15 protein-coding genes and 1 tRNA gene are annotated in these 20862 nt (G+C 60.3%); 6 read left to right on the top strand and 10 right to left on the bottom strand.

Annotated features, from left to right (window positions below; translation table 11 throughout):
- Nucleotides 1–138 precede the first annotated feature (138 nt).
- From JQ574_RS34345 to JQ574_RS34320, 6 genes are all read right to left on the bottom strand, one after another.
- A complete protein-coding gene (locus tag JQ574_RS34345; protein ID WP_212215124.1) occupies nucleotides 139–525 on the bottom strand; it encodes a VOC family protein in 387 nt (128 codons plus the stop codon).
- A gap of 207 nt (nucleotides 526–732) precedes the next feature.
- Nucleotides 733–3600, bottom strand: coding sequence for a valine--tRNA ligase (locus JQ574_RS34340; RefSeq protein ID WP_212215122.1), 2868 nt, complete (start codon nucleotides 3598–3600; stop codon nucleotides 733–735).
- Between the two features lie 236 nt (nucleotides 3601–3836).
- Nucleotides 3837–4598: a PopZ family protein gene (locus JQ574_RS34335; protein WP_212215120.1), complete on the bottom strand. Its 762-nt coding sequence runs from the start codon at nucleotides 4596–4598 to the stop codon at nucleotides 3837–3839.
- 408 nt (nucleotides 4599–5006) lie between these two features.
- Complete coding sequence (locus JQ574_RS34330; RefSeq protein WP_212215118.1) at nucleotides 5007–6413, bottom strand: TolC family outer membrane protein; 1407 nt, start codon at nucleotides 6411–6413, stop codon at nucleotides 5007–5009.
- Between the two features lie 279 nt (nucleotides 6414–6692).
- Nucleotides 6693–7277, bottom strand: a complete 585-nt coding sequence (locus JQ574_RS34325) for a protein-L-isoaspartate O-methyltransferase (RefSeq protein ID WP_212215116.1) — start codon at nucleotides 7275–7277, stop codon at nucleotides 6693–6695.
- Nucleotides 7278–7413: 136 nt separating this feature from the next.
- The gene (locus JQ574_RS34320; protein ID WP_212215114.1) at nucleotides 7414–7593 is read right to left on the bottom strand and encodes a hypothetical protein; all 180 of its coding nucleotides are present in this window, start codon (nucleotides 7591–7593) and stop codon (nucleotides 7414–7416) included.
- Between the two features lie 270 nt (nucleotides 7594–7863).
- Here JQ574_RS34320 and JQ574_RS34315 point away from each other — a divergent pair.
- Nucleotides 7864–7938 (top strand) — tRNA-Asn (locus tag JQ574_RS34315).
- Nucleotides 7939–8072: 134 nt separating this feature from the next.
- Here JQ574_RS34315 and JQ574_RS34310 read toward each other — a convergent pair.
- Complete coding sequence (locus JQ574_RS34310; RefSeq protein WP_212215112.1) at nucleotides 8073–8420, bottom strand: hypothetical protein; 348 nt, start codon at nucleotides 8418–8420, stop codon at nucleotides 8073–8075.
- A 692-nt stretch (nucleotides 8421–9112) separates the two neighbouring features.
- Here JQ574_RS34310 and JQ574_RS34305 point away from each other — a divergent pair.
- Nucleotides 9113–10363 (top strand): hypothetical protein, encoded by a 1251-nt coding sequence (locus JQ574_RS34305; RefSeq protein ID WP_212384232.1) that lies wholly within the window; start codon nucleotides 9113–9115, stop codon nucleotides 10361–10363.
- A gap of 114 nt (nucleotides 10364–10477) precedes the next feature.
- Here the strand turns inward: JQ574_RS34305 and JQ574_RS34300 are convergent, their stop codons facing one another.
- Together JQ574_RS34300 and JQ574_RS35620 are read right to left on the bottom strand one after the other, a co-directional pair.
- A complete protein-coding gene (locus JQ574_RS34300) occupies nucleotides 10478–11533 on the bottom strand; it encodes a hypothetical protein (protein WP_212384231.1) in 1056 nt (351 codons plus the stop codon).
- A gap of 328 nt (nucleotides 11534–11861) precedes the next feature.
- Complete coding sequence (locus JQ574_RS35620; protein WP_283813800.1) at nucleotides 11862–11990, bottom strand: hypothetical protein; 129 nt, start codon at nucleotides 11988–11990, stop codon at nucleotides 11862–11864.
- A gap of 285 nt (nucleotides 11991–12275) precedes the next feature.
- Here JQ574_RS35620 and JQ574_RS34295 point away from each other — a divergent pair, with 285 nt between their 5' ends.
- The 4 genes from JQ574_RS34295 to JQ574_RS34280 all read left to right on the top strand — a co-directional run bounded on the left by JQ574_RS34295 (nucleotide 12276) and on the right by JQ574_RS34280 (nucleotide 18905).
- Complete coding sequence (locus JQ574_RS34295) at nucleotides 12276–13961, top strand: TolC family outer membrane protein (RefSeq protein ID WP_212215108.1); 1686 nt, start codon at nucleotides 12276–12278, stop codon at nucleotides 13959–13961.
- Between the two features lie 317 nt (nucleotides 13962–14278).
- Nucleotides 14279–16426: a type I secretion system permease/ATPase gene (locus JQ574_RS34290; RefSeq protein ID WP_249119794.1), complete on the top strand. Its 2148-nt coding sequence runs from the start codon at nucleotides 14279–14281 to the stop codon at nucleotides 16424–16426.
- Nucleotides 16413–17663, top strand: coding sequence for an HlyD family type I secretion periplasmic adaptor subunit (locus JQ574_RS34285; protein ID WP_212215106.1), 1251 nt, complete (start codon nucleotides 16413–16415; stop codon nucleotides 17661–17663). The genes JQ574_RS34290 and JQ574_RS34285 overlap by 14 nt, the downstream gene beginning before the upstream one ends.
- Nucleotides 17664–17918: 255 nt before the next feature.
- Nucleotides 17919–18905: a transglutaminase-like cysteine peptidase gene (locus tag JQ574_RS34280; protein WP_249119793.1), complete on the top strand. Its 987-nt coding sequence runs from the start codon at nucleotides 17919–17921 to the stop codon at nucleotides 18903–18905.
- A gap of 82 nt (nucleotides 18906–18987) precedes the next feature.
- On the opposite strand, the gene JQ574_RS34275 is transcribed toward JQ574_RS34280, so the two are convergent.
- Nucleotides 18988–20862, bottom strand: a 1875-nt coding sequence (locus JQ574_RS34275; RefSeq protein WP_212384229.1) for a VCBS domain-containing protein, incomplete at its 5' end; no start/stop codon positions are given.

Raw genomic sequence — 20862 nt, 5'->3', positions numbered from 1 at the left:
ACGGGATAACGCAAACTCGTAGAGATGATTTGCCCGACGGCGAAAGCGAAATATTTTTTATTTCGGGGCTTGACACGGCTTCTGACAATCAGAAGTGATTTGCCCGTCGTGTCAGTTTGTCGCGGCGGTATCTCGCTTTCACACCGCGTGATGGCACACGGCCTCGATGCGGTTGCCGTCGGGATCACGCAGGAACGCGGCGTAATACGATGCGTGATAGTCGCGCAGACCCGGCGCCCCGTCGTCGGTGCCGCCGGCGGCAATGCCGGCGTCCCAGAAGGCATCGACCTGGGTTTGCCATCGCGCCTTGAAGCACCAGTGGCGGCCAAAGGCGTCCTCGGGCTTCGGACCCTTGCGGATGGTGAGATAGACCCGGTCCGGATACGCCGGGCGCGCCCGTTCGCCATAGCCGAGCCAGTCGTCGCGACGGCCGACCTTGACGACCCCGAGCGCTTTCATGATGGCGTCGTAGAACCGCTCGGCGGCGGCGATGTCGGAGACGGTGATGGAGACGTGGTCCAGCATGCTAGTTGGCTCCAAACTGATGTGATCCGTCATCCCCGGACGAACGCACTTGCGTTCGCTCGGGAGGCGCTCGCCGTCTTCGGCGAGCCTCGAAGGATGAATCGGCCACAGACGGGCCGTCGTCCTTCGAGGCTCGCCGAAGAGGCTCGCACCTCCAGCGACAACGGCGAAGCCGTTGCGCGGGGATGACGGATCGAACAGCGTTCTCTACGACGCGTTCTTCAGCCGCTCCAGCGCTTCGAGAATCTTTTCTTTGCGCGCCACGGCCGCCTCGCGCTTTTCTTTCTCTTCCTCGACGATCTCTTCGGGCGCATTGGCCACGAATTTTTCGTTGCCGAGCTTGGCGTCGACGCGTTTGATGTCGGCGTCGGCCTTGGCGATTTCCTTGTCGAGCCTGGCTTTCTCGGCCGCCAGATCGATCACGCCCTTGAGCGGCAGCGCCACGACTTCGCCGCGCACCAATAGCTGCACGGCGCCTTCCGGCGGACGATCGGCAAAGGATATCTCGCCAAGCCGCGCCATGCGCTTGACGGTATCGCTCCAGCGTTGCGCACGATCCTTGGTCTCGTCGGAAGCACCGGCCAGCACCAGCGGCGTTAGCGTCGCAGGCGCGATATTCATTTCCGCGCGCACCGAGCGGATCGCGGTGACGAGGTCGACCACCCAGCCGATTTCGGCTTCCGCTGCAGGATCGCTGAAATCACCGGCGTCGAGGGCGGCCATGATCGGCGGGATCAGCGCATCGTTCGGGCCCGCCAAGGCCATCGATGCGAGTTGATCCGCCGTCGCCGCCCCTGCCTTGCGCGGCCATTCCGCCAGCACCAGCAGGCCGTCGCGCTTGGCCGTCACCGCCCACAATTCCTCGGTGATGAAGGGCATGAACGGATGCAGCAGCTTCAGGATTTCGTCGCGCGCCCAAGCGACCATCGCGCGGGTCTCGGTCTTCGCCGCGCCCTCCTCGCCCAGCAACATCGGCTTTGCGAGTTCGATGTACCAGTCGCAATAGACGTTCCAGACGAAGCGATAGATCGCATTCGCCGCGTCGTTGAAGCGATAGGCCTCGATCGCCTCGGTGACTTCACGGGTGGCGCGCGAGGTTTCATGCGCGATCCAGCGGTTGAGGGTTTCGTTGGCGCTCGTGTGATCGAAACCCGCCGGCATAACGCAGCCATTCATCTCGGCAAAGCGGCAGGAATTCCACAGCTTGGTCGCGAAATTGCGATTGGTTTCAACGAGTTGCGGCGACAGCTTGATATCATGGTTATGCGCGGCGCCGCGCGCCAGCGCAAAGCGCAATGCGTCGGCGCCAAAGTCGTCGATGACGCCGAGGGGATCGATGACGTTGCCTTTCGACTTCGACATCTTCGCGCCCTTCTCATCGCGAACCAGGCGGTGGATGTAGACGGTCGAGAACGGGGCTTCCTTCTTGAAGTGGAGGCCCATCATCATCATCCGGGCGACCCAGAAGAAGATGATGTCCCAGCCGGTCACCAGCACGTTGGTCGGATAGTAACGCGCAAGCTCCGGCGTCTCGTCGGGCCAGCCGAGCGTCGAGAACGGCCACAGGCCTGAGGAGAACCAGGTGTCGAGCACGTCTTCATCGCGCGTGATGAAGCCTTCACGCTGGGCGGGATCCTCCGCCATCGCCTGCCCCTGCTCCGGCGTGATGACTTCCTGCTCGACGTAATAGCCGAGCGCGTTGCCGACGGCTTCCTCTTCGGTCTCGGCGACGAACACCTTGCCGTCAGGCCCGTACCAGGCCGGGATCTGGTGGCCCCACCAGAGCTGGCGGGAAATGCACCAGGGCTGGATGTTCTCCATCCATTCGAAATAGGTCTTTTCCCAGTTCTTCGGCACGAAAGTCGTCGCGCCGCTGTGCACCGCCGCCATCGCGGGCTGCGCCATCGTCTTGGCGTCGACATACCATTGGTCGGTCAGATACGGCTCGAGCACGGTGCCGGAACGATCGCCATGCGGCACCATGTGGGTGTTGGGCTCGATCTTCTCGAGGAAACCAAATTCCTCCAGGCGCGTGACGATCCGCTTGCGGGCGGCGAAGCGCTCGACGTTGTGGAATTCCTCGGCGAACTGCGACGCGCCTTCCGGCAGGTCTCGCAGATAATCTTCGTTATCGACCAGCGCGAGGCATCCCTCCTGATCGAGCACGCTGACCCGTGCCAGGCCGTGCCGCTTGCCGACCTCGAAGTCATTAAAATCGTGCGCCGGCGTGATCTTGACCGCGCCCGAGCCCTTCTCGGGATCGGCATAGTCGTCGCCGATGATCGGGATGCGGCGGCCGACCAGCGGCAGGATGACGTGCTGGCCGATCAGATGCCCGAGCCGTTCGTTGTCCGGATGCACGGCAACCGCCGTGTCGCCCAGCATCGTCTCGGGCCGCGTGGTCGCGACCACGATGAAGGTGGTGGGATCGTCCGGGCTGAAGGTCTTGCCCTCGATCGGATAGCGCAGGTACCACAGGCTGCCCTTGACCTCGACCTGCTGCACTTCGAGATCCGAGATTGCGGTCAGCAATTTCGTGTCCCAGTTCACCAGGCGCTTGTCTTTGTAGATCAGGCCTTCACGGTGCAGTTCGACGAACACTTTTACGACCGCGCGCGACAGGCCCTCGTCCATGGTGAAGCGTTCGCGCGACCAGTCGCAGGAGGCGCCGAGCCGCTTCAGCTGGTTGACGATGACGCCGCCGCTTTCCGCCTTCCACTGCCAGACCCGCTCGAGGAATTTCGCGCGCCCCAATTCGCGGCGGCCCGGCTCCTGCCGTTCCATCAATTGCCGCTCGACCACCATCTGGGTGGCGATGCCGGCATGATCGGTGCCCGGTTGCCACAGCACGTCGCGGCCACGCATCCGCTCGAAGCGGCAGAGGATGTCCTGCAAGGTGTTGTTGAGCGCGTGGCCCATGTGCAGCGAGCCGGTGACGTTCGGCGGCGGGATCACAATGGTGAAGGGCTCGGCGTCGCGCCGCTCGGGGCGGCCGGCCTTGAACGCGCCGCTCTCCTCCCAGATGGCCGACATGCGGCTTTCGATATCGGCGGGCTGGTAGTTTTTCTCGATCATGACAATGCAATTGGGGTCTTGAGGAAGCGATAGCGTTTTCGCGCGAATTTTGGATCGGTTCGCGCCAGGAAAACGCGTTCAAAACAACAGACTAACGCCCGACTCTGAAGCAATCAGGAACCTTACGCGCCCCTAGAAAGCCGCCGCACGGCATCAAGTCAACCGGACCTGTACGCCTAAAGCGCGATAAAGCCCAATGGTGGTGGCTGAATAAGGGCCAAACGGCTGCAGGCTGGTTAACGCCCGCGCGAAACCCGCTCGATTTCGGCTTTGACGAGCTTCTCCACCAAGCCCGGGAGATTGTCGTCGAGCCAGGATTTCAGCATCGGCCGCAGCATTTCCTTGACCAGATCTTCCAGCGTCCGGGCGTTGTTGCTGAGCACGGTGTTGGCCAGCGAATTGAAGGCGGATTCGACCGCGGAGACGGTCGAGCGCGACAATATCTGCTGCGCCGGCGAAGCTGCCGCGGCGCTTTCAAACGGCGGCGGCTCATAGGCCGGCTGCCGGTGCAGCGTCTTGGCGGCGGCGGTCTCGGTGAACTCGATGTCGTCCTGCGGCTCGATCTTGTGGAATGAGGATGCCGCGGGCTGCGGATCCGGCACCGCCATCTCATCGGTGAGCTCGAACACGTCGGCCTCGGGCAGCGCCGGCCGAATGTCGGCCTCTGGCGTCGCCGCGTCGAGGCTTGCCAGCATCGCGTCGATGTCGTCCTGGTTGTTACTGGCGGCGGGCTCCGGCGCAGGCGCGGGCTTGGGCGCCGCGGCGGCTGGCTTTGCTTCAGAAGGTTTGGGAGCGATCGCCGACGGCGGAATATCCTTCATCGCTGTCGGCCTGGCGGCCGGAGGCTCGGGCTTCGCTGATGGCGGCGGGCTGGCGGGCTTCTCGGCTGCAGCCGGCTTTGCATCAGCAGGTTTGGCTTCGTCGTCAGCAATGATGCGGCGGATCGACGCCAGAATCTCCTCCATCGAGGGCTCTTGGACCTTTGCAGGCTGCGTCATCGCCGACTCCACATCGAAACCATTTTACACCAAGCCACTCGGGATTTGCCGGTTCCGGATATGCAGGCCGGGATTTTCATCGCGCAAGCCAGACTTGTCCCCAGATCAACCCCACACGATACGTCGCGCGGGGTTCCGCTCCCCAAAAGCAACCCGGCTCGCGGCCTGTAGACGTAAAAGCTGTGCGAATCGCCCTGCTGCCTCCAAGAAAGTTATGTCACGGCAACAAGTGATTGCAACAACACACCCGGCGTACTCCCCGTCGGGTGGTGAATCATTGCGGCCGGATGACATTGTCATCCCACGATGACCCTTGTCATCCCGAGGTCACGCTTGTGATCCCCAAGGATCACGCTTGTGACCCCAAGGAGACGCTTGTCATCCCGCACGCATGCGGGTGGCGGGATATCAGCGGCCGTCGGGCGTGCGAACACCGGCCCAGCTGTCGCGCACCTGATGATAATGCACGCTCGGATCATAGGTCGTGGTCGGCAGCTTGAGCACGATCGGAGACAAGCGCCCGATCGTGTTGAGCACCGAGTAGGACGCGACGACGCGGTCGTGCTGGGCGGTGACCAGCGCGACACGCGCGTTGACCAGCGCCTGCTGCGCGTTCAAGACGTCGAGCGTGGTGCGCTGTCCGGCTTTGGCTTCCTCGCGCACGCCGTTGAGCGCGATCTCGGACGCCGTCACCTGCGCCTGTGCCGACTGCACCTGCGCCTTGCCGGCCACCAGCTGTCCCCAGGCGGTGACGACGTTGGCGCGGGCCTGATCCCGCTGCTGTTCGAGCGTGAGGCGCTGCTGCGCCAGGGTTTCCTTGGATTGGCGGATCAACGAATATTCGGCGCCGCCATTGTAAATCGGGACATTGAGCTGCGCGACGGCCGACGCCCCGAACGTACTGAAGACCGTCATCTGCTGTTCGTAGGCCTGCTGCACCGATGCCACCAGGTTCACGGTCGGCAACAACGCGCCCTCGTTGACCTTGACCTGCATGTAACTGACGTCGATGCCGTACATCGCCGCGGTGACGTTCGGATTTTGCGTCAGGCCAAGTTCGACGGCGCCGGGCAGCGTGCCCGGCAAAAAGCGATCGACCGGCGAACCCGGGGCCAGCGCTACCGGCTCATTGCCGATGATGCGGCGGAAGTTCGAACGCGTCGTGTTCAGGTTGGACTCGGCGGTGAGCTGCTGGGTCCTGCCGGCGGCCAACTGTGCTTCCGATTGCGCGACGTCGGTGCGGGTCACTTCGCCGACATTGAAACGGTCCTTGGTCTGCTTCAGCGTCTGTTCGAGCACGCGAACGTTGCTCTTCTGAACCTCGACGATCGCGGAGTCGCGCAGATAGTCCATGTAGATCGTGGCCGCCGACAGCAGCACGGTCTGCTCCAGCGCCCGCAAGGCTTCGCGCGCACCGGAAACCTGACTTTCGGCGGCGCGGGTCCGATTGGCGGTCTGCTGACCATTGAACACGTTCTGCGTGATGGTGGCGCCGACGCTGCGCGGCGCATTGGTGCCATGAACTCCGGTCCGCACGATCACGTCCGGGGTGCCGCCGGACGTCAGGCGGGTATCGGTATATTGATAACCGGCGCTGGCGGTGACGGCGACCCTCGGGCGATAGCCCGACAATGCCTGTGGCACGGCTTCGTCGGTGAAGCGCACCTGGGCGCGCTGCGCGTTTAACTGTGGGTTGTTCTGATAGGCGCGCACCAGCGCGGCCTCGATCGTATCGGCAAGGGCGGGCGTCGGGCCCATCAAAGTTAACAGAAGGACCGAAGCCGCAGCTCCGGCAAAAACCTTCACCCCACGCATCAATGGTGATCCAATCATCTAGTTCGCCGGCCAAAACACAACCGGACGCCGCTTCAGTCGAAGTGAGTCCCGGCTCACCTTATTCCGCACCGGGCCCCGACGGAACCACCCAGCAAGCGAAACCGGTCGAAACTCTTCACGTGGGGCAAACGGGCCACACTTCTGATTCAGAACGGGATTTTAACCGCCTCAGCGGGCGGCTTTTTGTTTTGACGCGTTTTCCGGGCGCGATCCGGGTTCCACCCGAATCAAGTCCGGGGCAGGCTTTCGCTTGAAAGCCTAAAAAACGAACGCTGGAAGCCGCTCCATGCCCGGCAGCACCGGCACGGCGGCGTCGAACAGCGCCCGGTTCCCGAAATCGCCATGGGAACGCGTCACGATGGTAGCCCGCTGCGGCTGCGACATCGCGAAAACGCCGACCAGCCGGCCGCCGTCCCGGAGTTGCCCATAGAGCTTTTGCGGCACGACCTCGGTCGCGCCGTTCAGGACGATGACGTCGAAGGGCGCCCTGGCGGGATCCCCGTCGGCGCCTGTCGCGCTATGGACCTGCCTGGCAAACTTTCCGATCACGGCGGCGGCGTATCCGCTGGCGCAGCCCACCACCAGAACATTGTCGGTTTCCTTGATTTCGGCGGCCTGCAGCATCTTCGCCAGCACCGCCGGCTGGATCAGGAACTGCTTTTCCGAAGCGCCCTCGCCGACCTCGAGATCGAGGTCCAGATAGGCCAAGGCGCGCTTGTTTTCGGGGACAAAGGTCTCGCGCGGCACCGCCAGCATGGCGTCGATGATGCGGATATCGGTGACGTCGCTGGGACGCACCTGACCATCGACCATTTTCTGGCGCGCGGTCGAAAAACCGGACATTGGCGAAGACCCTGAAAGCAAGCGGCGTTGCCGCCGGAGAGCTGAAACCGGGGTCATCTTTGGTACAAGCTCCGGCAAAACGCAACACGCCGGACAGGCGGGCCTGCCAGGTGCAGGATTCGGAAGGAAAGACGCCCTACTCGATCGTGACCGCAAGCCGGCCGATCAGCTGCGCCACCTCGTCCAGATGCTCGGAATCATGTTCCACAAGCGCTTGCGCCAGCCGGAACAGGCATTCGTCGTCGCTGAGATCAGGAATGTCGCTCGGCACGATCGACGGCACGGCTCTCATCAGGTCGGCGGCATTGGCTGGCATCGATTCGGCTCCCGTGAAACCCGGCAATTCCAAAACTCGGATCGGATTGAGTCGAATTGGCGGCTAGCGCCATGCTCCGCGCGGATGCCGCCTTTGCACAGGCGCGTTGCCGGTTATGTCCCGCGCCGGACCGGATTTGGCGGCAAATCCTTGAACCGCCGGGGATTTCAGGCCCCGTACACGATCGCACCGGGGATGGACATTTGGTCCTTTGCAAGCCCGAAAGGCTTTGTTATACGCTCCCGGCTCGCGAACATTTGTTTCGCCTATTCCTCGGTAGCTCAGCGGTAGAGCATTCGACTGTTAATCGAATGGTCGCTGGTTCGAATCCAGCCCGGGGAGCCAGCAAATTCAATTGGCTCTCAGCTTTCGACGTGGCGCCCGACGGGCGCTTTCTGCATCGGGGCCACCTTCAAACGGTCGACGCCGCGGATTTTTTCCCCCACCGACGCGGCTGTTCAATCAGGGAGCCGATTTGCTCAGCCGTTACCTGCCGGCTCGGCAAACGACAGCGCGAGCCGCAAAAATTCTTCGCGGTCAAATTCAACTTCACCGAATGCACCGCGCAAGACCAGCGGACAGGTCGCGGCTGCCTTGAAGGCTGCTTCATTGATCAGCTTGTATTCGCGGCCGTGCAGATTGATCGTAAGGCCGGATAACGCTTGAAGTCGGTAGCTGATAGCGACCAGATCAGCGGTGCTTGCTTCCCTGGACAGTGCATTGATGATTGAAACGGTGGCGTTCTCGAATCCACGGGGGCCGTCCTCAGCCGCGCTGTTGGCGCGGATCAGAAGATCGGCGCAAACTTCTCGTACTGGCTCGCCCATATAAGGTTCCTGCGAAGTTGGGGATCACTCACGATGACATAATGCAGGGTGCAAAAACGGAAGATTGAGGGCTTGTCCCACCTATTCACAGGGTACTGCCACAAGCGCTGCTCGGTGCGGAACGACGCGGTTCAGCCTTGGTGCGCTTCCGGCGCGGCGCTGGAGTAAGCCAATGAAAGCGCTGAGGTACTCCGAACGAGTTCGGAAAGATCGACCGAGCTGCGGTAACTTGCGGAGGCCGTTGGCAATCCGCCATTGCCGGTCGGTTGGAATGGGCGGCCTCAGGACAGCCCGGTCCCCCCGGCCCTGGGGCCGCCTATCCACCGCTCAAGGGCCGCCAACAGACGTTCCGTGACACTGCGCTCGGCGAGTGCGCCGTTGACCACGGCTAGCGTCGTCATTCGTTGCTCTCCCTCGCTTTCCAGTATTGAGAATCATGCGTCCTGAGCGGCAACGTACATGATCCGAACTAATCACCCGTCGCGCCGGCAGCGACCATAGGGCGCTGAAGAAGGGGCTCGCGCCAGCGCCAGGAATGATCGATGATCCGGTCGCCAACCAGGAACGACCAGGGATCTTCGATCTTGAGCTGAACGCCCTTCAGAGTGGTGACAGCGAATCGGAGCACAGGGAGAAACCGGGGCAGTGACAATCAGACCGCCTTATTCGACGTCGGGAGTTAGGGGGCCCGTGTGAAATTCAAGTTGGCGATACTGACTGCGCTAGCCAAGCGCCCTGACGGCCGTGCGTCTCTTGACGACCTCAGGGGCGATGTCGAGGCACTCACCGCCGACGAAGATCAATCGGAAGAGATTGCCTCCGCGCTCGATGACATCGACATTTTTCAGTCGGGGCTGGTGACACCGGAGGGCGACGGATTACGAATTACCGACGCAGGCCGATCTGCGTTGAAGGCTCTGGAAGTCTCGAACGAGCCCTCATTTGATCTTCCCGCACCATCTCCCTCCCCTTCGCTAAAAATGATCGATCATCTCGTCGGCACTGAGGAGCGTCTGAAAATTTTCGATCTCGATCGGCGGGACGATAAAATCGATGTCGACCCCGATAGGGTGGAAGAAACTGCAAATGCCGAGGATATTTCTTCGGTAAGTAAAATTCCTGCCGCCGCTCAAGAATCACGCGGCCATTTGCCCCATGAAAGTATTGCCCAGCCCATAGCTCCGGAAGTTGGTGCCGCCGATCTACAGAACAGCAATCCAATCCCGATTCCTCAGGAAGAACCGCGGCGGCCGGGCGCACCCGCCTTTTTGGCGCGAAACTTTGATGCCGAGGCCAAGACGCCAGCGCTCGCGCCGCCTGGACGAAACAAGTTCAGTAAGCTAATCGCTGCGAGATTTCAGCAGGCTCAGGCCATCTGGCAACGTCATCTGGAGCGAGACGGATCCACCACAAAGGCGGCACGAAGGACCGGAAATGTCGGAGGCGTAGCCATTGCGCTCCTGACCCTGCTCGTGCTCGTGATGTGCGCTGGAGCAGTGATTGCCCTCACCCAGATCAGATCCCTGAAATCGGAAATCGCAACCCTCCAGCGCGAACTCTTGCCTCTCAGGGAACGCGCCGCCAGGGCGGATTTTTTGGAAAAAGCAAAGCAGAAGGCTGACCAACAAACAGAATCCCAAAACAAATCCGGTGCTGAAAAGAAGGCCGGGGCCGACCCTCGAACCGAGCAAGCTGCGCTCAATCTGACACCAGAAGAAATTCGACTGATCCGGGATTTTATCAAGCCCGCGCCGGCCGCGGGCACGCCTGCACCCGCGATCAAAGTCGGCGACACGGTCGGCATCGCAACGATCCCGCTACCGTCCCCGCTCATGGAGAAGATTCCGAAATTGCTCGGAGCCAGGTTTACGACCCGCAATGGATCGATCATCATTTTGCGACGTGATAGCCGGCAGGCCGACCTTGTCTTGCCGCCTAACTAGCTAAGCTGCGAACTCACAGGTGCACGGCCGGAAGCGCCGGACCGCCTTGATAAAGGCAAGGCAATCGGCTGCTGGTTATTGTAGTGGGATGACCGGACCCGTGAAAGAACAGCTCTAGCGCGCGGGCGCCGGCGGCCGCGACGTCGGTGACGGTTTTGGCTTTTCGGCCCTCGGCTGCGCTGTGGCCTGTGGCGACGAGAGTGTCGGCACCGGCTGACGCACCGCGGGAGCTGCTGGCCGTGGCGAAGGAGGCGTCGGCCGTGGCGGGGTCGCGGCTATTCTGGGCGGCGCATTCTGCTCGGAAGTCCGGGAAATGACGCTGGTCAATTGTTCCTGGATTCCCTTGATTTGCCGGGCCACGCTTGCATTGTCGCGCACCGCTTGCTCCTGGCTTGCCTTGAGTTCGGCAAGCTGGGCAACGGCGCGGGTCAATTGTTCATGGCTCGCCCTGAATTGCTCGTTGAGCTTCGCGTTGTCGCGGGCCATTAGGTCGTGACCGGCCTTGAGCTGCTCGATCTCCTTCCCCATGCTTGCAAGATCGCGCGCCATCGACTGGAGCAGCGGCGTCAACTCGGGCGGCAGGGCAGCGGCGGTCGGCGCGGCCTGGGCCAGCGGCGCGGGTTGTGAAGCAGCTGTCTTCGCGGCATCGCCGGACGACCCCAACCAGGTGGCAAGGCCTGCACCGATACCGGCCGCCAGCAGGACGCCGGCGATGCCACGTAACGCCCAACCGCCAAGCGAAATCCGGTTGTCCGAGACAGCCGGGCGAAACGTGTTGAAGCTCTTGGTCTGAGGATCCGACCGGGCGCTTGGGACTTCGTGCGACAGCCTGGAAGCCAGTTGATTTCCTGCATCCGATGGAGGGGCACCGGGGATTTGTTCAGCGAGTGCTTGACGAGCTATGCCGGGGATTTCATTCCTCGCGTCACGGGCGACGTGCGCGTCGTGTATCTTCTTTATCGAAATCCCAGGTTCGCGAGACGATGCCTTTCCGAAATGCTCTATTGGCGTTTCGATGCCCGGCCGAAGATTGTCAGAAGCCTTCGCAACCTGTTCGCTGGCCCGCGCTGCGTCGTTGGGCTCCTCGTCAAAGAAAGTAGGTGGCGAGGGAGGCTCGCGCAGTATCTCCGCTACAGTATTGTGTAGCACCTGAAGTTTATCGGAACTCATTTTTTGACCCTCAGCCACAACTCGACCACGCGGCGGATAGTCTCGAGGCGACAAGGCAGATCGTCCCGTTTGCGGCGCCTGTTGTCAAATTTGTGCAATGCATCAATTACGATGCGGACGGTAACAGCCTCGCAATCTACGCGGAAAGTGTTGAACAAAATCAACACATTATGGTGCGGGCCTTTTCGAGCCTTTGAAAGTCATAGGGATTCTCAGTGACGCCCGCACCGCGGCTCGGCTGACCGAGATTCCCCCACCCAGTGTCGTGGCCGTCGTATCAACTGTTACTCACGAAAAAGCCCCGCCATTCCCGGCGGGGCAAGTGGGGTTAGCGTTTCGAAAAACGCTGGGCAATATTGCCGGTTTTTCCCGAATCTTCATCAGGAGAACTACTGACAAGGTCAAAGATTTCCTCGGCAGCGGCATGGCCTTCCGGAAACGGGGCTCGTGTTTCCATGGGGAACATATCAGAGCACACAAGCGGGAAAGTGGTTCGCTCTTCTGTGGACTTGCAAGAAGGATGGCAGCCATCGCAACGGACCGTGCAACGGTCTGCTGCTCACAGTTCAATTGCCACCGGATTGAGCCTCACATCCCGCCCCGGTTCCGATTCTTCCCGCTCAGTGTTGCAAAAATATCATAGGTGACCACCACTCCTTTTGGTAGGCTGAGATCAGAATTTAAGCTTTTCGACGTTATTTTAGACGTAAGTTTATTGTTTTGGCTAACGGGGATGGGGCAAATGAAATCCGCATATTTGGCGATCGCGGGCCTCATTTTGGCCGGCGGTCCCCTGGCAGCCGAGCCCTATTCAATAAATGATGCGCTGAAACAAGCCGTCCAAACCAATCCCGGCGTGGGCGAAGCGTCGGCAAACCGGCGCGCAACTGAATCAGAGCTTCGGCAGACCCAAAGCACCCTGCTTCCGCAAGTGCGGATCGAAGCTCGCTACGGCCCAGAGAAATTCGACCAGAGCAATCCGGTTGTAAGTTCAAGCGCATTGCCCGTTCCGATCGCCGGAAATGGAGCATGGCGGAATGGCTCGCAGGAATCAGTGGTCGTCCGGCAAGTCCTTTTCGATGGCTTTGCTTCTATCCACGACATCTGGCGCCAATCTGCCCGTGTCAACGCTGCAGCGTTTCGCGTACGCGAGCGGACAGAATTGATCGCTCTGGACGCTGCCGAGGCATATGTCGATGTCGTGCGGTATCTGCGGTTGGTGGGCCTCGGCGAGCAGAACGTTGCCAGCCACGAGAAGATATTCTCGAACGTGAATACGCGCTTCTCGGGCGGGCGGGCCGGCGAAGGCGACCTCGAGCAGGCCCGGGAGCGCGTCGAAAATGCGCGCGCCACTCTCGCTGAGCTTCGCAGGAGTCTGGACGAAGCGCGGGCAAAGTACCGCAAGGTTGTTGGGCTTGAGCCCTTCAATTTGAGATTCCCAGGCCCCCTCGCCGGATTGCCGAGCACCAAGGATGAAGCCTTGGCGGTGACCATTCGGTTCAATCCGACCATTCTGGCTGCGCAAGCGGACGTTACCGCCGCAAAGCATGCGTTTCGGGTGACGGATGGCGCTTTCGTTCCAAACCTCTCCCTCGAAGGCCGTGCAACTCACAGCGACAATACATATCCCTATTTGGGCGTTACCCACGATAACTATAGCGGCAAAGTAGTGATGTCCTGGGACATCTTCCGAGGCGGACAGGATGTTTGGCGCCGCTCGGAAATGGCCGAGCGCCACACCGAATCCACGATGCGCCACGCGCGATTGCAGCGCGACGCGCTCGAGTCGATCGACAAGGCATGGGCGGCGCGGACGATTACTGCAACCAGGGTCGCCGCCCTGGTCCGTCAGCTGCAGGCTGACCGGAAGACGATTGCCGCGTTCGACAAGGAATACGAGCTTGGTCAGCGCTCGCTGATTGATCTCTTGAACGCACAGAACCAGTATTTCAATGCGGCTGTATCGCTCACCTCCTCGCGTGGCGTTATCGTTTTCGCCGACTACCAGCTACTCGCGGCAATGGGAACGCTTCTGGAATACCTCAAGGCCCCACCTCCCGTGGATGCTGCTCCACTCGACATCGGACCCGGCGGACTGGTTCCCTATAAATTTCCTACGCTGCGAGTGACGCTGCCGCAGACGGGGTCGGAGCCCCTCCGCGTATCTAATGCTCCTGTCGGTGCTCAGGTTGGCGTGACTTCCTTTGCAGCAGCCGACCCCCAGGATGGCTTCAAGGATCGGTGGCCCCGTGGGACGTTTGCAGCTAGAATGATCGGCGCAATGGAATGGTTCGCCGAAAAACGAGACCACAAGCGGGAGGGGTCGGTTGCTTTCGTGAACCCGAATGGCCCCAACGCCATGGCGTACGCCGGCGCCGAAAAGGGCAAGCCTCATTGGTTGCAGACAGCCTTCGCTCCCGAAAAGTGAGCGTTGCAGACTTGCAAGTGCGGGCCGCAATAACGGCCAATGCATCATAGTTAATGGGGCGCGATTAACTGTTTGTCAGGATATTCACGCCTCGCGAATGATTCGGTTCGCAGACTGTTGTAATGTGACAGTCACTGGCCGCGCTCGATATTTCGCTGGTCTAGTTCGTTTTTGATCAGAGGCTTTAGATTTTGTTGTTTCGGACGCCCAAGTCGGCCAAAGGCTGGCCATCCAATGATGAGCCGGAAGCGACGGTTGTTGCTTCGACCAACGCAGACACGCTCCGAAGCGATCCCCTCGCCGCCTCCCTCACTTATCTGGCTGCCCACCATGGTCGCGCAGTAAGCCGTGAGGCACTGCTCGGGGGGCTTCCAATACTTGATGGTCGACTTTCCGTTGCCTTGTATGACCGGGCTGCCAAGCGCGCCGGCCTGGAAACCGAGGCGGTCAAACGCGCCATTCTCGACATTCCTGCAATGGTTCTTCCCGCTGTCCTGATCATGAAAGACGGGACTGCGCTGATCCTCCTCGGGATCAATGCTAAAAACCAAAGCGTTAAGGTTCTCGATCCGACGTTGGATCGGAGCAATCCTCGGATTGCGGGCGTTAGTTCGCTGATCGCAGACTACACCGGCTATGCGTTTCTTGTAAGAGCGGCAGCTGAGGCTGACGCACGCGCAGTCGCTGCAGGAGACCTCCCGCGGAGCCATTGGTTCTGGTCAGTCGTCAAGCTGTACTGGCGCAGTTACGGCCACATCGCGCTTGCCGCCTTTCTGGTCAACATGCTCGCGCTGGCCACGCCATTGTTCACGATGAGCGTCTACGATCGGGTCATCCCTAACGGCGCGATCCCATCGCTCATTGCGCTATCGATAGGGCTTGGCCTCGCGATCGTTTTCGACTTTGTACTTCGTGCCGTGCGAAGCCGCATGATCGACGTGACAGGCAAGACCGTAGATGTCGTGCTCGCTGCGAATATTTTTGAACACGTGATGGCCGTCAAGCTGGCACAACGGCCCGGCTCAGTCGGTATCGTTGCCAATCAGCTCCGCGACTTCGACTCGGTGCGCGAGTTCTTCACTTCGGGCAGCGTGGTATCTGTAACCGATTTGATTTTCGCACTCCTCTTTATCGGTGTTCTGTTCATCGTCGCGGGACCGTTAGCTTGGATCCCGCTCATCATGTTACCGATCATGATCGCATTGGGCCTGACGATGCAGCGTCCGCTTGACCGCGCAATGAAACGACTGCAGGCGGAATCCTCTGCGCGCCACGGCGTTCTTGTCGAATCGCTTTCCGGCCTGGAAACTGTCCGCGCGACCGGCGCCGAAGCCCGGATGCAGACGGCCTGGGAGCGGTCGGTCGCCGCCACGGCACGGTCGGGCGAGGATGTTCATTTCTGGGCATCGCTCACCTTAACGAGCGCAAACGCTGCACAGCAGATAACCAGCCTTCTGTTGGTGGTTGTCGGTGTTTTTCTTATCCTCGATGGCAAGCTGACCGTTGGCGCCCTCGTCGCGGCCAATATGCTGGCGGGCCGCGTCCTGGCCCCGATCGCCGGTATTGCCTCGGTAATAACGCGCGGGACCCAAACCTTCGCGGCGCTCAAAGCGATCGACCGCATCATGTCCTTGGAGCGCGAACGGTCTCCGCAGCGAGCCTATGTTGCCAGGAAAATCAGCGAAGGCCGCATCAATTTCGAGAACGTCAGCTTCGCCTACCCAAACGCCCCTAGCAAAGCGCTGGATAAAGTCTCGTTCAAGATCGATGCCGGCGAACGGATCGGCATTATTGGACGTGTCGGATCGGGGAAAACGACAGTCGGCCGCCTTTTGCTCGGTTTCTATGAAGCTCAGGAAGGACGAATTCTCGTCGACGGCGTCGATTCACGTCAATATGACCCTTCGGATCTTCGCGCCGGCATCGGGTTTGCGATGCAGGATACCGACCTGTTCTTCGGAAAATTGCGCGATAATATTGCATTGGGCAGGCCCGAGGCGACCGATGAAGAAGTCCTCGCGGCAGCGCGACTGTCGGGGGTGGAAAGTTTCATCGCCGGCCATCCGATGGGTTACGATATGCCCATTTCGGAAGGTGGTCGCAGTCTGTCTGGTGGACAAAAGCAAGCTATCGGGTTAGCGCGCGTACTGATCCGAAAGCCGCGCGTCCTGTTCCTGGACGAGCCAACGGCGCATTTCGATATCAGGAGCGAGGCCGAATTCCTGGAGCGATTGAAAGCAATGCGCGGAGAGCAGATGACCATCATCATCTCCACTCACCGCCTCTCACTTCTCGGAATGGTTGATCGTTTGTTGTTGTTCGATAACGGCCGCCTGGTGGCGGATGGGCCACGCGACAAGGTTTTGGCCATCCTCAAAGGTCAGCCGACGGCGCCTGCAGGCGACGGCAACCCGCAGCCCACTCAAAGGGCAACCCTGGTGCAAAAGCCCAATGCCTCCATCTGACTTTGCCTTTGCCAACGACGTCCGCGCCGCGGCTGCTCTGCGCACGCCGCGGACGTCACGCATGCTCCTGTTCACCTTTCTCGCCTTGCTGACGACCTTTCTGGTCTGGGCCCATTTTGCCGTTCTGGATGAGGTCAAGCGCGGCAATGGCCGGGTCGTGCCCTCGCGCCAGACTCAGGTGGTCCAGACTCTCGAAGGTGGTATCGTAGGCGATATCCTGGTGCAGGAAGGGGCGATCGTACAACAGGGACAATCCCTGATGCGTATCGACGACACCAAATTCGCGTCGGAGTTCGGCGAAATCAGAGAGCGGCGCGCGGCCATGGCTGCTCGCGTGGCGCGCCTCGAAGCGGAAGCACGAGGACGAAGCGAAGTCACGTTCCCTGATCAGCTTGATCAAGTAGTGCCAGCTGCCGTCGCGACGGAGGCAAGCGTCTTCAGAATGCGCGCGCAAAAGCTGGCGCAAGATGTTGATGTGTTGAATCAGCAGGTAACTCGTCTCAGCGGCTCCCTCAAATTGCTCGATCGGGAACTCACCCTCACCCGCCGGTTATACGAGCAAAAGGTTGTGCCCGAGATCGAAATGCTGCGGCTTGACCGTCAGGCAACTGAAATGCGGGGTCAGCTTGCCGAGTCACAATCGAAGATCGCCTTTGCAGTTACCTCATTTCGATCACAAGCTGACGAGGATCTCGCCAAGTCAAAGGGCGATTTGGCCGTCCTTGATGAGAACATCAAATCGGCACAGGACCGCGTGCGGCGTACCGACCTCAAGGCTCCGGTGCACGGCATCGTTAACAAATTGAACGTCACCACGCTTGGCGCGGTGGTGCAACCCGGCGCCAACGTGATGGATATCATTCCGCTGGACGATTCCTTGCTGGTTGAAGGACGGATTCGGCCGCAGGATATTGCCTTCATTCGTCCCAACCAGGACGCGGTGGTCAAGATTTCTGCCTATGATTCCTCCGTTTATGGCTCGCTCAAAGGCAAGGTTGAGCGCATAAGCGCTGACACCATCGTCGATGACAAGGCCGAGAAATCGGAGCGTCAGGAAACATTTTACCGCGTGATGGTCCGCACCGAAAAGAACCATCTCGGAACTGCCAAAAATTCCCTGCCGATCATTCCCGGCATGATAGCGACGGTCGAAGTTCTCACCGGCGAGAAATCGGTTCTGGATTATCTGCTCAAGCCGGCACGCACGTTGCGCGACGACGCCCTGCGCGAGCGTTGAGCGACGGCGTTTGCTTAACGGATCGTTGCCTACGATTATTCAATTTTGAACGATCGCGCAAACCGGTGATTGACCGGCTTTTCGACATTACCTCCAAGCGCTGCCCGTATTTAACTTCGCATAAGAAGCGAGGGCGCAGGCTCCGTCCCGATAACAGATTGGGGCGGAAGATCGACGCAAAGACGTTGACTGACGTTCCGGACAGGGGACGTCATGATACCGCGCTTGAATTTGCGGAAGCTTCGCTCGTCTGCATTGATCGCTGCGCTTACTGTTGCGGCCATCGTTTGCGCAGCCTCCCCTTCACTCTCATCGGATGAACCGTTAGTTGTCGACACGACCACCGATTTCATCCCCGGCTCCGACCGGTCGTCGGCGCGGCCGCCCGCAACCTTCTTCAGCATCAACGCCGTTCTGGCGAAGCTCGATCGTCAGCGCGGCCGCGGACCTGATGCCATTCGCCTCGCCTCGCTCCCTCCTTCGAATACCGCGACCGATGCTCCGCCCGCGGTCAAGGAAGTGCCGACCGTCGGTCTGGAGCCATTCGGGCTGTTCACGTTCCGCGCGCCTGACGGCCTGCTCTGGCGCAAGTGGCGGGGCGTCGAAGCCGCCATGGCAAAGGAACAGGCTGTCCTGGATCAATGCCGTAGCGAAGCCGGAAACTGCCCTGCCAATGCCGCTCAATTCCTGCGGTTGATCGGCGTGGTCAGTTCAAAGTCCGGACGCGACAAACTTGAAGAGGCCAATCGCGGCGTCAACGCGGCGGTCCGCTATGTCAGCGATTATTCCCAGCATGGCGAAGCTGATCGCTGGAGCACCCCACTTGCGACGTTTGCGACCGCGAGAGGCGATTGCGAGGACTATGCGATTGCCAAATACGTCGCACTGGCCGCGGCGGGATTTTCACGGAACGACCTCCAGCTCGTGCTGGTTCGCGACCGCGCCGTCCGTCAGGATCATGCTGTACTGGCCGCTCGTCTCGACGGCCGTTGGCTGATCCTGGACAACCGGCATTCCGCATTGATTGAAGACTCCGACGCCTCGAGCTTTGCGCCGCTGTTCGCCATTAATCAGCATGGCGTGCATCTGTTCGCCGCCCCCTATGCCAGGCGTCCGCTGCTTACGAATGAGACTGAGGCGTCACCTGCGGCGGCCGACAATGGTAGCCTCGGAGAATGGACCGGCACCGACAATGGCAGTTACGGTGCATTCCAACTGGGCACGCTACCGCTGCTGATGTGAAAGCGTGACAATGACCTGTTCGTCAACGCCACGAAAACCCGCCTGATTGCTCCGGCGGGCCTTTTTTCGCGACGTCAGATCATCAGACCATCTTGATATGAGCCGCATCAACCGTGCCGCCATTTTCCAGCACAGCCAGCGCGATCGCGGCACCCGCGCCACTACCACCATCCGCGTCATACAGCAGCGTATGGGTCGCCGTATTGAAGTGGAAGCGTTCCGCCGCGCCGAAGTTGTTGGACGCATCACTGCCGAACTGAGCCGCCGTGGGTGAGCCTAGCGCCAACCCCGCCCCCGTGAAGCCCGACAGCAATATGTCGACCGTATCGCCCTCCGCGGTGCTGAAGTCGAGAATGTGATCCAGCCCTTCGGACGGTGCGCCATAGCGGAAGTGATCAGCCCCTGTACCGCCGGTGAGCGTGTCAGAGCCTGCTCCTCCGTTGATAATATCGTTGCCGCCGCGCCCAATTATCGTGTCAGCTCCTCCGTTACCGGAAAGCGTGTCGCTTCCTGATCCTCCATAGATCAGGTCAGACAAGGTGGTGTTTCCACTGACGGTTATTGCCGGATTGCCGGGATCGAAAACCTCCAGGGCGAAGGTCAACTGCCGCGCCTGTTCATTGCCGGGCGTGTTGTCATCATACTGAATCGTCCAGGTCTCGCCCGCCGTAACTGGATTCAACGCAATATACTGGGCGAGTGTTTGGCCTGGGTTGGTCGTGTTGATGATGCTGTCAAAATCAACAACGGCCTTCATGAGCTGCCCGTCGAACAACCATGTATTCGCGTTTCCGTCCAAATGAGAGATGGCCTGGAACTTGATCCCATCTACATAAATATAGACGTCGACCTGAGCCTCCAGATCATTTCCGTTCTGGTCACCGGCCTGAATGGGAACCGAATAACCAGGTCGATGCTGGAAATCCGTCCGTAGAGTAATTGACCCAGCGGAAGGATCGTTGTCGACAGCCGCCGCGAAGGCTGCTGACAAAGTGAATGTAGCATCAGCGTCGTTTCCGGACGTCAGCGGATTATTTGCGTCGCCGGCGATATTGCCCGTTGGACCGGGAGTGCTTGTAGGCGCAACCTCATGGATGTTGACCGTCTCCGTTGCATGTACGGTGCCGTCATATACGTCCAATGTCAGTGCGACGTTCACAGTATCCGTTACCGTCGCCGTCGGACGATACACCAGGTTATCAAGCAGATTGACGCCCGAGACAGTGTCGAACAGCGTCATCCCAGCAGTAACGGCGTGGTATGATCCATCATAGTAGAACAGACCCGTTGGAACAGTGCCACTGGCCGTAACGACTAAAGGATCGCCGTTCGGATCTGTTGGCACATTGACCAGCAGCGGATAGCCATCGGTATAGTTCGGCGACTGTTGCGCAGGATCACTCGGCATCCAGTTGTGAGTGTCGATAACAATGGGCGCCACATTGTCGTTCACACCATTGATCGTAATGATCAGTTGGGCGGCCGATTGATCGGTATCACCGTCCCGAATTATATAGCTGAACTTGTCTTCGAGTGTCTGGCCATTGTTCAGATTCTGGACCGCTGCCAGACCATTGTTCAATGTGTAGGTATAGGTACCGTTTGCATTCAGCGTCAGCGTGCCATATTGGCCCGCGAACGAGGAACCAACCGTCCCTGAAGTCGCCAGATTGACGCTGCTCACGGCAAACACCGTTGCACCGTCAGCCCCCTTCGTGTCCGCGTTGCCGTCCGTCGTGTTGCTGTCACCGGCGTCCGTTCCACCGGCAATTACATTGCCGGTCGCCACGGTCGGGCCGTCTTCCGTAACACTGTCCGTGTCCGCAACCGCCGTCGGAACGTCGTCGACGACATGGACCACCAGGTTGTCTCCCGCCGTGGTGCCGCCGATGCCGTGCACCGTCAGCGCCAAGCTGTCGTCGAAGCCGGTGCCGTTGACCGCGTCGTTGCCGGTCGC

This window comes from Bradyrhizobium sp. AUGA SZCCT0158 (genome assembly GCF_018130065.1).
In the GTDB taxonomy this organism is placed as follows: Bacteria; Pseudomonadota; Alphaproteobacteria; order Rhizobiales; family Xanthobacteraceae; genus Bradyrhizobium.
The sequence above is the reverse complement of the archived record's forward strand: the minus strand, read 5'-3'. Positions and strand labels throughout refer to the sequence as shown.

Bases quoted from the DNA above. Each gene is read 5' to 3' on its own strand.
- JQ574_RS34345 (WP_212215124.1), bottom strand. From the start codon at position 525: ATGCTGGACCACGTCTCCATCACCGTCTCCGACATCGCCGCCGCCGAG.
- JQ574_RS34340 (WP_212215122.1), bottom strand. From the start codon at position 3,600: ATGATCGAGAAAAACTACCAGCCCGCCGATATCGAAAGCCGCATGTCG.
- JQ574_RS34335 (WP_212215120.1), bottom strand. From the start codon at position 4,598: ATGACGCAGCCTGCAAAGGTCCAAGAGCCCTCGATGGAGGAGATTCTG.
- JQ574_RS34330 (WP_212215118.1), bottom strand. From the start codon at position 6,413: ATGCGTGGGGTGAAGGTTTTTGCCGGAGCTGCGGCTTCGGTCCTTCTG.
- JQ574_RS34325 (WP_212215116.1), bottom strand. From the start codon at position 7,277: ATGTCCGGTTTTTCGACCGCGCGCCAGAAAATGGTCGATGGTCAGGTG.
- JQ574_RS34320 (WP_212215114.1), bottom strand. From the start codon at position 7,593: ATGCCAGCCAATGCCGCCGACCTGATGAGAGCCGTGCCGTCGATCGTG.
- JQ574_RS34310 (WP_212215112.1), bottom strand. From the start codon at position 8,420: ATGGGCGAGCCAGTACGAGAAGTTTGCGCCGATCTTCTGATCCGCGCC.
- JQ574_RS34300 (WP_212384231.1), bottom strand. From the start codon at position 11,533: ATGAGTTCCGATAAACTTCAGGTGCTACACAATACTGTAGCGGAGATA.
- JQ574_RS35620 (WP_283813800.1), bottom strand. From the start codon at position 11,990: ATGGAAACACGAGCCCCGTTTCCGGAAGGCCATGCCGCTGCCGAGGAA.
- JQ574_RS34295 (WP_212215108.1), top strand. From the start codon at position 12,276: ATGAAATCCGCATATTTGGCGATCGCGGGCCTCATTTTGGCCGGCGGT.
- JQ574_RS34285 (WP_212215106.1), top strand. From the start codon at position 16,413: ATGCCTCCATCTGACTTTGCCTTTGCCAACGACGTCCGCGCCGCGGCT.